Origin of the sequence: Proteus genomosp. 6 (assembly GCF_040139785.1) — a bacterium.
Taxonomy (GTDB): domain Bacteria; phylum Pseudomonadota; class Gammaproteobacteria; order Enterobacterales; family Enterobacteriaceae; genus Proteus.
On the sequence record NZ_JBEEVJ010000001.1, the window covers coordinates 481,063 to 493,768 of the forward strand.

The following is a 12,706-nucleotide window of genomic DNA, read 5'->3' on the forward strand; positions in this document are numbered from 1 at the left end:
TATATGTCCATATTAAAGCGATTTCCGGCTTTATGTATTGCAATAGGTTTGTTGTTTTCGGCACCCGCAATGGCATCTATCTTTTCTTATATTACTGAATCGACAGGAACACCCTCAAATGCAACCTATACCTATGTTATTCAGCGTTGGGATCCTGAAACGTCGGGAACATTAAATCCTTGTTATGGATGGTCTACTTGTTATGTAACGATTAACCATAAACATGATCTTGATGGGTCTGGTGGATCAGCTAAGCAACTTATCACAAGAATTGAGAAGTTGCGTACTTTGGCTGAAGTTAGAGAGGAAGTTTTAAGAAATATATCCTTTCCACTTGAAGGAAAGACAAATCACGTAGGGCCTGCTTTAAATTCTAATCAGGAATGTGTGGGATTATTTTATCAACCAAATTCAAGTGGAATATCACCGAGTGGACGTTTATTGCCGGGATCATTATGTGGTATCGCACCGCCACCTGTTGGTGCCTGCAAAATAACAGAAGGTGCTGTAAACCTTAATTATGGTGATATAGATGAATATAGTTTAGAAGGTGCTCAGCGTTATCAGAATATCAATGTTACTTGTAATTTAGCGATGAAAGTCATGGTTATTGCATCAGGTTCAGATAATGGGAGAGTGCCTTTACGTTCAGACAACAGTTTATATGCTGATTTATTTCTTGATGATTATCCAGGCGAGACCGGTAGCATAATTAATGTTCCAGCTGGCGGTTCAGTGCCTGTAAAAGTAAGTTCTACTTTACATACAAATGGTCGCGTTGCACCGGGCTATTTCTCTGGTTCAGGATCAATTATTTTAACGATGCCTTAATCATGATAATGGGTGAATATTATGATGAATTACGATTTTACAGATATTGATGTTAATGCGTTGGTTGGAAAACGTATTCAGAAAAAGCGTAAAGAATTAGGTTATACCGGTATGCAAATTGCTGAGAAAATTGGTGTAAGTCAACAGCAATTCTCTCGATATGAGCGCGGGATGAACAAGATAGATTTAAGTTATCTTGTTCTATTAGCCAACTATCTAAATACACCTATTTATTGGTTTTTTGAAGACTGTTTTATATCAAAATCATCATCAGAAAATCAATGTACCGATAAACGAAGTAGCATCATTGCTGAAGCGATGCCTGATGTTTTTTTATACTAATGCATATCGCTAAAGGATACTCAAACTTGGTGTTTTAGAGCGTATGCTTTTTCTTTGATTGATTACCAAATTGGTAAGGCAGGGGAAACCCTGCCCTTTTTTTATGCTAAAAAAGCTAAGTACCGTTAGTCAAACTCAAGTTATTGATAGTGTGATCAGCAAAAAGGAAGGAACGGATAATCAATTTTTACTCTTTTATATAGAGAAGAAAATGGGGCATAAATATAAAATTGTCATTTTATGATGATGATAATTATCTAACACAGGTATTTTTCTTGAAATGTAGGATAGGAATACTCTTAAAGCGAGTATTTAGAGAATATTGATTTCTATTAGGTTGAAAATGTCTTTTTTTTATTTCATCGTGAAAAAGATAAATAAAGCTAACTTAATTTATTAAATAAAGATACTCTAATAATGATATTCTTATTAAGACGTTATTAGTTAAATAATTAAATAATGCTAATGTAATTCTCTATTTTTATTTAAATTATTAACTTGTTATTATTCAGTCTATAAAGGATTGTTTCCAATATATACCTTAAAACTTACTTCTTTAGATTAATTAACTATTCGAAAATGAGTTAAATCTATTCAGATAATATAAAATTATTCCTAATTTATCGTAAAAATAAAAAAACACCAATATTCTTATTGAAAAAAATTTGATAATTAAAAAACAAGTAATAACGACTAATATTTATACGCATTATATGGGTAATGTTAAATTAATGAATTTGCAATGTAAATAAAATGTATTTTACTGTGTTTCTATTTGGATAAGAAAATGTGGATTCTATGGGGATTTAATAATATGAATAAGCTAATAATGAAATTAGTAGCAATACGTAAAATAGTCAAGGAAGCAATAAATAATTAATTTAACTTTTTGAAGCAGCTCTTAATAAATACATTAAAATTTTTACCCAAAAAAAGCGTAATTATTCTCAATCAAATGATTAAATTTTTAGGTTTTTCTGAGAAAAAAATAGGCGTTACACGAATTTCTTTTTTTGAATTATCAGTTAGTTAACTTATAAGGGTGTTCTTAATCAAAAAATGCAATTTGTACAAAAAACTCGCTTTATGACCTTAACTTCCTAAGTGAAAACACTTAAGTTCAAGTGTTAAATTATTATAAAAATACTCTATTCTTGATTAGTTTATTTATATAATAAATTGTAAATCAATTACTTATGATTTTTCTGCTCTTTTTATTTTGTTTATTGTAAATATACGTAACTATAAAAAATGTAACTATTAATTTTTATATTAAATACAAGTACTTATGTTTTTTTGGTGTTTTATTTTTAATGCTTATTTCAATTTTGGATTATCATTAAAGGAGTTATTTAATGTGGTTTATACATGGGATTAAATAATGATAATAAATAAATTAACAAATTCATTATTTTGATCTGCTTGTAAATCAATGAATTAAGTCTGATTTGTTTTATTATGTAAAATTTTAGTTATATTGAGTTAAAATAAATAAATAAGGAAATGTTATTTAATTGACAATTAATCCTATTCGTAAAAAGACAATCAGATCTTTTCACTTTAAATTCCAAAATAGCAGAATTTAAATCTTGTATATCTCTTTTTAAGAGTGTCGATTTGGCTTTAAAGTCCATTTCCGTCATTTTCAAAAAGTAATATTTTGTATGAAAATGTAAAAAATACACCTAATATCAGTAAATTAATAAAAATAGACTTAATGAAATTGGGGTGGTTTGACTTAAATAAAACCAGAGAGAATAATATATCCAACTTGATACGCTTCCTTTATCTAATTTCATAATTAAATATGAAATTGGCTGGGTGAACTTTATCAAAATATAGAAACTTTATTTAGTGTGACATTCATTTAAGCAATTTGCTTATATTGAATTTTATTATTTTAAATATCTTCGTTCTTATATTTTCAGGAAACATAAAGATGAAATTAAATAAATTAGGTTTAGTTTTAGGTTTAGGCTTAACTGTTGCTGCTGGTTCTGCATTCGCGGCTGATCAAGGTCATGGTACTGTAGAATTTTGGGGTTCAATCATTGATGCTCCATGTTCAATTGATCCTAACTCAGGCGACCAACGTGTTCCACTAGGACAAGTTTCAGCAAATGCACTGAAAGATGGCGGCCGTAGTGTTTCTAATACTTTCAAAATTAAATTACTGCAATGCTCTACTGAAACTTATAAAACAGTTCAAACTACCTTCACTGGTGCTGAAGCAGCGGCTATTCTGCCAGGCTCTTTAGGCATCGAAGGTTTAGCGAAAAATGCAGCAGTTGTTATTACTGATGCTGGTGGTACACAAATTAAATTAGGTGAACCAACAAAAGCTCAAACTATTCGTGACGGTTCAAATGATCTGAACTTTGCTGCTTACTTACAAGGTTCTGCAACAGATGCAGCTGTACCTGGTGACTTTACTGCAATCGCTACTTTTGCATTGACTTACCAATAATAGATGTCCTTTTAGGCCCTGTATAAGGATGTATAGGGCTTTATCTTTAGCTGTATTTTTATGGTTTATCTTATGGAGTAGAAAACAATGAATCGCAAGATGGTGCCACTATTATTACTTGTTACAACAGGATTATTTGTTAAGCCTGTAATGGCAGTGACCGATATAAAACAAGATGTAAAATCACATCAGCGATTCGGCGTGGTTAGTCTACAAGGTTCTATATTAGAGCCAACATGTACTATCTCGGCAGGAAGTCGAGAGCAAGTTATCTCTTTGAGTACCGTGTCTATTCCGACCTTAGCTGTTGAAGGCCAAGGACCTATTGAACATTTCTCTATTCGATTAACAGAATGTTCCCTTGTCGACCAAAAAGGTACACAAGCTGAACGTCCTCGTTTTATTGCTACTTTTGAAGGCCCTGCACAGAACGGATTATTCCAACTTTTCGGCGACGCCAAAGGTGCTTCGTTAGCTATTGCTGACCGTTACGGAAGATTGGCAACACCAGGGAAACCTTTACCTCCTGTGGATATCGATACTAAATCGTTGTCTTTGTTGTATCAAGCAAGGCTTGTTAAAAATAACGACATTCCACGAGCAGGTAATTATCAAGCAACCCTGCGTTTTAAACTCGAATATTATTAAATGGATTGGTTGGATTATTTATGGCTAAATCATTCAAAACTGCTTCAAGAAAAGCAGAAAAAAAGAGTAATCAGCATACAATTCGACCTGTAGCAGCACTGATCTATTTAATTATTGCTGGTATGGCGAGTGCCTCTAATATGGTATTTGCAGCCGGTGATATCGAGTTTAACTCTGATATTCTTGATCTAAAAGATAAACAAAATATTGATTTATCAGATTTTTCTCGTGCCGGCTATATTATGCCCGGTAAGTATGAATTTATTGTTAAAGTTAACAATAATGAATTACCTGATCTCTACACCATTAATTATATTGTCCCCGCAAATGATCCTAAAGCGAGTATTCCTTGTATTCCTCGTGAATTAGTCAATCAATTTACATTGAAACCTGAGTGGCTAAAAGCGGTAACTTGGAAAGATGATGGCTCCTGTCTTGACGAGTCATCGATACCAGGTATGACAACAAGTACTAACTTAGGTGCAGGTAGTTTTATTGTTACTATTCCTCAAGCCTATGTTGAGTATGCAGCCGACGATTGGGATCCACCATCTCGTTGGGATGAAGGTATTTCAGGGCTTATTTTTGACTATAACCTGAATGCTAATGTGACCGATCCTGCTAATGGTAAACAAAGACAACAAGTTACAGGTAGTGGTACTGCGGGTGCTAACTTAGGTGTTTGGCGTTTTCGTGCGGATTGGCAAGCAAACTATCAACACACAACAGGCATGAATGGCAGTACTGAGAATAATTGGGATTGGAGTCAATATTACCTTTATAGAGCAATAACCCAATGGGGTGCTCGCCTTGTTATGGGGGAGACTTATTCACGCTCTGACATTTTTGATAACTTCCGTTTTACGGGTATTAGTTTATTAACGGATGATCAGATGTTACCTCCTAATTTAAGAGGTTATGCACCTGAAGTCACTGGTGTTGCAAAGTCGAACGCAAAAGTGACGATTAGCCAGCAAGGTCGTGTCATTTACGAAACTCAGGTCGCGCCAGGACCTTTCCGTATACAAAATCTTAATGATGCGGTAAGTGGTAAGTTAGATATTCGTGTTGAAGAACAAGATGGCTCAGTACAAGAATATCAAATGGATACAGCAAGTATTCCTTATTTAACACGCCCAGGTCGAGTGCAATATAAGCTATCGGCAGGTAAACCTTCAGATATGGATCACAAGGCTGAAGGACCTGTATTTGCAATGGGTGAATTTTCATGGGGGGTAAGTAATGGTTGGTCTCTCTATGGCGGTTCATTAGTTGCGGGAGATTATAACTCTGTTTCTTTAGGTATTGGTCGTGACTTGATGGCTCTGGGGGCAATTTCGTTTGATGCCACACATTCATGGGCAAAAATTCCGAATGATGATAAGAATTATCATGGTGGTTCTTATCGAGTCAGTTACTCAAAACGTTTTGAGGCGATTAATGGTCAAGTAACATTCGCAGGTTATCGTTTCTCTGAACGTGATTTTATGAGTATGGAGCAATATCTGGATCGTCGTTATCGTGATAACAATCGAGATAATAATAAAGAGCTTTATACCATAACATTAAGTAAGCAATTCCCAGATTTAGGCTTGAGTGCTTATCTTAACTATAACCATCAAACTTATTGGAATAAGCCTAATAACGATTATTACAACTTATCTTTATCTAAGTTTATGGACATTGGTAGTTTTAAAAATATCAATATCAATTTATCGGCTTACCGCAATAAATTTAAAGGCACGAATGATGATGGTATTTATCTAAATGTCAGCATGCCTTGGAGCGATAAAGCCACAATTAGCTATAACACCGTGATTAATAAGCATGGCAACTCGCACAATGTGAGTTACTTTGATCGCCTTGATGATAACAACAACTATCGTTTAGGTGCGGGTGTTAGTAGTCGAGGTCGCCCATCAGCTGATGCTTATTATACGCGTTATGGCGATACAGCATTGGTAACAGCGAGTGCGAGTCATATTCAAGGTGAAAATACCTCAGCATCACTTTCGCTACAAGGCGGAGCAACGTTAACACCTAAAGGCGGAGCATTCCATCGTACTGCAATGCCAGGAGCTGCGCGTCTATTGGTCGATACTAATGGTGTGGCTGATGTACCAATTAGAAGTTTAGGGGCTGTGAGCCATACTAACTATTTTGGTAAAGCGGTACTTCCAGATATCAATAATTACTATCGGAGTAGTGCAACAATTGATTTGGATAAATTACCTGATGATGTTGATGCAGTGCGTTCAATTCAACAATTAACCCTGACCGAAGGGGCAATAGGTTACCGTGAGTTTGATGTTATTTCAGGGCAAAAAGCGATGGCGATTGTCCGCATGAAAGACGGTAGTTATCCACCATTTGGCGCTAGCATTACCACAGAAAAAGGCCGAGAACTGGGCATCGTGAATGATAGCGGTAATGTTTATTTAAGTGGAATAAACTCTGGTGATATTTTAGATGTACGTTGGAGTGGTAAAAAACAGTGTGAAGTACAAGTACCTAAATTAGATGAAGGTATCTTTATTTCTTCACTATTATTAACGTGTGGGGACACTCCATCAATCTCTTATTCAGCACAAGAGAGAACCGAATCACCATCTCAGCCACAATTAGTCAAAACTGAAGGTTGAGAAGGGAAAAATTAAACGATTTTATAAACAAAAGAGTAATTAAAGATGATGTTATTAAAGCGCTCATTCATTGTAGCAACAACCTTATTGACAGGCATGGTATTTACTCAGCAAGCCATTGCTGCAATTGCATTGGATAGAACTCGTGTCATTTTTAATGGTACTGATAAATCAGTCAGCCTTAATGTCAGCAATCAAAATAAAGAATCGCCTTATTTAGCTCAAGGTTGGATGGAAGATGTGAATGGGCAAAAAGTAGAAAGCCCTTTAATCGTTCTACCGCCTATTCAACGTATTGAACCAGGTGATAAGAGCCAAATAAAAATACAGGCTTTACCCGATATTGCGAAATTACCGCAAGATAGAGAAAGCGTGTTTTATTTTAATTTACGTGAAATTCCACCACGTAGTGATAAGCCTAATGTACTGCAAATTGCATTACAAACACGCATTAAACTTTTTTATCGCCCTGCTGCGATTTATGCAACACAAACGGATTTAACTAATCCGTGGCAGGAAAAAATCACCTTAACGAAAAAAGGTGATACTTATCAGGTAAATAATCCAACCCCTTACTTTGTGACAATTGTCGATGGGTTAACTGGGTTAAAAGGTGAAAGTATTACTGGGTTTACGCCTTTAATGGTTGATCCAAAAAGTAGCGCAGATCTTAATTTGAAAGCTTCTACACTTGGTGCATCTCCTGTACTTAGTTATATCAATGATTACGGTGGACGCCCTCGTTTGAAATTTAGCTGTAGTGGCAATGAGTGCAAGGTTGTAGAAACAGCAATCGGAAATTAATAGGTTTATTTATGGATATGGAACAGCGGTTTAACACAAGCAAAGCAGTGTTGATTTTATTAATGACAACATTTACTGGTGTCCTGAGTTCAGCTGCTGTTGCAAATACACCACCTACAGCGAGAGCGGGTAGCACTATACCTGGGATTGTATATGTCTATATCTCGGGTAATGTTATCGCTCCACCTCCTTGCGTTATCAATGGAGGAAAAACGATTGAGGTTGATTTTGGTGAAGTCATGAGTACGCGTATTGATGGTGTTAATTACAAAAAGCCTATTACCTATAGTGCTGAATGTAGAAAAATGCCAACAAATACAATGAAAGTCTCTATTTCTGGAAATGGTACTGGGTTTGATTCAAATGCTTTGACCACAAATATTACAGGATTAGGGGTACGTATTCTTTACCAAAATAAATTATTAAGATTGGGGCAAGAAGTGAATTTCACTTATCCTAACTTTCCTCAATTTGAGGCAATTCCTGTTCGTGATTATTCTGCATCATTAACTGGAGGTGATTTTTACGCTACTGCAACGCTTCGAGTAGAATATCAGTAAGGAGTCAGTACATGCTTATTAATTTAAAAAAGGTTTGTCTGACAACATTACTCGTCATGTCGCCTTTATTTGTCAGTGCGGATGAACCGAATATGAAATTATTTGGAACATTATTAATTCCGCCTCCTTGTGTGATCGAAAATAATAACTTAATTGAAGTTTATTTTGGCCATAACGTTGGTATTCATAGAGTTGATGGCATTAATTACACCCAACCCGTGAATTACAAATTAAAGTGCGATCCCAATATTAAAGGGTGGGATCTGGGGCTTTCTATTATTGGCCCTAAAAGCCAGTTTGATGATGCAGGATTACAAACTAATATTGCCGATTTAGCGATTCATATGACTCGCAATGGTGAGCCTTTTATTTTAAATGAGCGATTTGTTATCTCACCAGATAAGCCACCTATTATTCAAGCTGTACCGGTAAAAAGACCAGGAAGTACTTTAGTAGAAGGCCCATTTGAAGTAACAGCAACGTTGCTCGCAGAATATCAATAGGAGTGTGAAAATGAAGCTTAAAACATTGCCGCTTCCTGTTATTTGCGGGCTTACGCTTCTAATAGGAATATTTACAGCTGCCAATGCAGCACCGAATAATATGCGACTTTATGGCACATTAGTTGATGAACCTTGTGTGATTAAACCGGGGGATGAAACCATTTCTCTAGAATTTGGTAATGTGCCTGATAAAACGTTTTATATTGGCGCAGGTAGAACAAATAGCCAAAATTTTCAAATTCATTTATCAGAATGTGACCTTTCTATTAATAAAAGGGTGAGAGTGACATTTAGTGGTACTGAAAATCAGGCAATGGTTGGGCAAGGTTTTCTTGCATTAAGTACAGGAAGTCAAGCTGAAGGTATTGCCATAGGGTTAGAAAACTCTGATGGCAGTCCACTGCGGATTAATCAGGAAACAAGCAATATTGCCTTAAATTCAGGAGATTCTATTTTAAGGTTCCGAGCTTTTATACAAGCCGAGCCTAATGCTATTGCTAATGAATCAATAAAACGAGGTCGTTTTAGTGCTATAGCCACATTCCACCTGAATTATGATTAATTATTAAGATTGAGGTTAATATGTTTACCCCAAAACGATTATCAGCATTATGTTTATTTAGTGTGATGATGCTCTTTTCTGCGTCATCAATGGCTTCTATTTTTTCTTATATTACTGAATCCAAAGTTCTTACTCCTTCCTCTGCAAATTATACTTTCATTATTCAACGTTGGGATCCTGAAACAACGATGACCTTGAATCCTTGTTATGGTGGCGCATCTTGTAAAATTACGATTAATCATCGACATAATGCATCAGGACAAGGTGGGGCAGCGACAAGAACAGTTTTAACAGGGGCGCAAAAATATCGCACTATGGCGGAATTGCGTGATGCTGTTATGCGAGTGCAAAGTTTTCCTACGTCACCTACTGTAGCTCACCACTCAGGGGTGCCTAATAGTGAAATTCAAGAGTGTGTTGGTTTATTTTATGAAACCGGAACGACAAAATTACTACTTCCAGGATCAATGTGCGGTATTGCACCACCTCCTGCTGGGGCTTGTGAGATAATTGATGGTTCTGTCAACCTCAACTATGGCGACATTGATGAAGATAAACTAGGTGACTCAACACAGAATAAACGATCGCAAACAATTCGAGTGACGTGCAATAAAGATTTATCGGTTGTTGTTTATGCCTCATCTCTAGATGGTCCAAATGTCAGATTACGTCCAGACGGTAGCCTATTTGCGGATTTATATCTTAATAATAGACCCGGTGAAAATGGTGAGACAATTTTTGTACCTGCGGGGAGAGCAACACCTGTAGTTGTTAGCTCTATATTACGTCCTTATGGTCGAGTTGCTCCTGGTTCATTTTCTGGGGTAGGTACATTAATTTTGGCAATGCCTTAATATAAACGAAGTTGGAAAACGCGATGATGGATTATGATCTTATAAACATCAATGTGAATGAGCTAGTTGGTCAAAGAATACAGAAAAAACGCAAAGAGCTTGGTTATACAGGCGCTCACATTGCTGATAAATTGGGAATTAGCCAACAACAGTTCTCACGTTATGAAAGAGGGTTAAATAAAATAGACCTAAGTTACCTTGTGACATTAGCTGTTTATTTAAAAACTCCAATATACTGGTTCTTTGAAGATTGTTTTCATGTTGAAGCTGAAACGGAAGATAAAAATATCCGCAAATCTACATATTTTATGGCGGAATCCACACCCGATTTTATTTTCTAATTACAGATATTTTTAACACTGGGTTTAAGTTATACAGAAGAAGGCAGGAGAAATCTTGCCTTCTTTTTTTATCCATAATAATTATTTATTGTCGATTTTTTTATTTTATTGCTGTTTAAATGATGGTTGGTTTATTATCTTTTGCGTTACAAATAAACTCATTTTTAACCTATTTTGTATTTTTATTCGTCACTAATTTCCTCTTTATAGTAATTTCGTCCGTTACTATCAGGTTTATCAGAGTATTGATTCGATTCTTCCCATTATTTCAGCAGATCTTTAACTACTAAAGGTTAACAATTAATCAAAATATTGTTAAAAAATGTTACCTTATGCACATTTTTTAATTTTAGATATTATAAATTAATTTTAATGTAAGTGATTTGTAATTGTGTGATTTATTTTTATTTTATTGTTTATTAAGGTGAAAAATATTTTATTTGATAACTTTATTATGATGTTTATCTTAAATAAAGCATTTATAAATAGGATTAACAGATAGTCATAATAAAAAGGGTTGTGTACTGTGCATTTTCTGTTTTTTTATAAAAAGGATAAATGATGCAAACAAAAAAACAGGGAGGCAGTCGCTTTCTTCGCACAGTGGAATGGCTAGGAAATGCGCTACCCCATCCCGTTATTTTATTTATTATTTTAATTGCTATTTTACTTGTCTCTTCGGCAGTTGGTGAATACTTCGGTGTTACGGTACAAGATCCCCGACCAGAAGGCGCCAAAGGACGCGCAGAAGATGGCTATATTCACATTATCAGCTTATTAGATGCTGATGGTATTCGCCGTATATTGGCAAATATTGTCACAAACTTTACTGGATTTGCGCCTTTAGGTACGGTGCTGGTGGCGTTATTAGGTGTCGGCATTGCTGAACGAGCAGGTTTATTATCTGCGGTTATGCGTTTAGTGGTAATGAAAGCACCTCGCAAGATGACCACGTTGGCGATTGTTTTCGCTGGTATTATGTCAAATACTGCAGCTGAATTGGGTTATGTGGTATTGATACCGTTATCAGCGATTATCTTTCATTCGTTAGGACGGCATCCTCTTGCTGGTTTAGCGGCTGCATTTGCAGGAGTTTCTGGTGGCTATTCTGCTAACTTACTCTTAGGGACGATAGATCCGTTATTATCGGGTATTACGCAGCAAGCCGCGCGCATTATAGATCCAACTTATATCGTTGGTGCTGAAGCAAACTGGTACTTTATGTTTGTCAGTACATTCCTTATTACTTTCTTAGGTTACTTCATTACAGAAAAAATCGTTGAGCCTCAACTAGGGCCTTATAACGGTAATGAACTTGATGATGAAGAAAATGATTTAAGGAATGCTGCTGAAGTTACGCCACTAGAAAAGAAAGCATTATGGGCGGCAACAGGAACCTTTATTGTTATGGGCGTGATTTTGGCGCTAACGGTTGTTCCTGAAAATGGCATATTAAGAAACCAAGAAACAGGGCTAATTGGTAATTCTCCTTTCTTAAAATCTATTGTTGTCTTTATTTTCTTATTCTTTGCAATTCCGGGTATTGTTTACGGATGGGTTGCTAAGACAATGCGTACAGATAAAGATATCGTTGATGCTATGGCGAATTCGATGAGCACATTGGGGCTTTATCTGGTCATTATTTTCTTTGCGGCTCAGTTTGTTGCGTTTTTTGGTTGGACAAACATCGGTCAGGTTATTGCTGTCAAAGGTGCAGCATTACTTAATAGCATTGATATGCCAAGTGGATTACTGTTCTTAGGTTTTATTTTAATCTGTGCTTTTATTAACTTAATGATTGGCTCGGCTTCGGCTCAATGGGCTGTAACCGCGCCTATCTTTGTACCCATGTTAATGCTTGCAGGTTATGCGCCTGAGACAATCCAAGCAGCATATCGAATAGGAGATTCTGTTACTAATATCATTACACCAATGATGAGTTATTTTGGTTTGATATTAGCAGTTGCAACAAAATATAAGAAAGACACAGGTATTGGTACGATGATCTCTATGATGTTGCCATATTCCGTTATTTTCTTAATTGGTTGGTCATTATTATTCTACTTATGGGTATTTGTATTCAATTTACCAGTAGGGCCTGGCTCACCAACGTATTATTCTCCAACAGCAGGTTAATTCTCTGCGATAAATG

12 protein-coding genes are annotated in these 12,706 nt (G+C 35.8%); all 12 read left to right on the plus strand.

The genetic code is table 11. The features are described 5' to 3' along the window. The first annotated feature begins 3 nt into the window (after positions 1-3). The 12 genes from ABN212_RS02085 to ABN212_RS02140 all read left to right on the plus strand — a co-directional run bounded on the left by ABN212_RS02085 (position 4) and on the right by ABN212_RS02140 (position 12,690). Complete coding sequence (locus tag ABN212_RS02085; protein ID WP_098943998.1) at positions 4-831, plus strand: MrpH family fimbial adhesin; 828 nt, start codon at positions 4-6, stop codon at positions 829-831. A 21-nt stretch (positions 832-852) separates the two neighbouring features. After that, the gene (locus ABN212_RS02090; RefSeq protein WP_109373866.1) at positions 853-1,173 is read left to right on the plus strand and encodes a helix-turn-helix domain-containing protein; all 321 of its coding nucleotides are present in this window, start codon (positions 853-855) and stop codon (positions 1,171-1,173) included. A 1,939-nt stretch (positions 1,174-3,112) separates the two neighbouring features. Continuing rightward, positions 3,113-3,640 (plus strand): fimbrial protein, encoded by a 528-nt coding sequence (locus ABN212_RS02095; RefSeq protein ID WP_109373867.1) that lies wholly within the window; start codon positions 3,113-3,115, stop codon positions 3,638-3,640. 87 nt (positions 3,641-3,727) lie between these two features. Further along, the gene (locus tag ABN212_RS02100; RefSeq protein ID WP_109373868.1) at positions 3,728-4,288 is read left to right on the plus strand and encodes a fimbrial protein; all 561 of its coding nucleotides are present in this window, start codon (positions 3,728-3,730) and stop codon (positions 4,286-4,288) included. 20 nt (positions 4,289-4,308) lie between these two features. Beyond that, on the plus strand, positions 4,309-6,930 hold the full coding sequence (locus tag ABN212_RS02105; RefSeq protein WP_349442795.1) for an outer membrane usher protein: 2,622 nt from the start codon (positions 4,309-4,311) through the stop codon (positions 6,928-6,930). Between the two features lie 45 nt (positions 6,931-6,975). Continuing rightward, positions 6,976-7,734 carry a fimbria/pilus periplasmic chaperone gene (locus ABN212_RS02110; protein ID WP_196532215.1) on the plus strand — a complete coding sequence of 253 codons (759 nt, stop codon included), beginning with the start codon at positions 6,976-6,978 and terminating at the stop codon, positions 7,732-7,734. A gap of 11 nt (positions 7,735-7,745) precedes the next feature. Continuing rightward, positions 7,746-8,294, plus strand: coding sequence for a fimbrial protein (locus tag ABN212_RS02115; protein ID WP_109373871.1), 549 nt, complete (start codon positions 7,746-7,748; stop codon positions 8,292-8,294). A gap of 56 nt (positions 8,295-8,350) precedes the next feature. Continuing rightward, complete coding sequence (locus ABN212_RS02120) at positions 8,351-8,797, plus strand: fimbrial protein (RefSeq protein ID WP_406588704.1); 447 nt, start codon at positions 8,351-8,353, stop codon at positions 8,795-8,797. Between the two features lie 10 nt (positions 8,798-8,807). Further along, positions 8,808-9,359: a fimbrial protein gene (locus tag ABN212_RS02125; RefSeq protein ID WP_196532213.1), complete on the plus strand. Its 552-nt coding sequence runs from the start codon at positions 8,808-8,810 to the stop codon at positions 9,357-9,359. A gap of 20 nt (positions 9,360-9,379) precedes the next feature. Continuing rightward, positions 9,380-10,213 (plus strand): MrpH family fimbial adhesin, encoded by an 834-nt coding sequence (locus ABN212_RS02130; protein WP_198619436.1) that lies wholly within the window; start codon positions 9,380-9,382, stop codon positions 10,211-10,213. A 23-nt stretch (positions 10,214-10,236) separates the two neighbouring features. Continuing rightward, positions 10,237-10,554, plus strand: a complete 318-nt coding sequence (locus ABN212_RS02135) for a helix-turn-helix domain-containing protein (RefSeq protein ID WP_109373875.1) — start codon at positions 10,237-10,239, stop codon at positions 10,552-10,554. Positions 10,555-11,115: 561 nt separating this feature from the next. Beyond that, positions 11,116-12,690, plus strand: a complete 1,575-nt coding sequence (locus ABN212_RS02140) for an AbgT family transporter (RefSeq protein WP_109373876.1) — start codon at positions 11,116-11,118, stop codon at positions 12,688-12,690. Positions 12,691-12,706 lie beyond the last annotated feature (16 nt).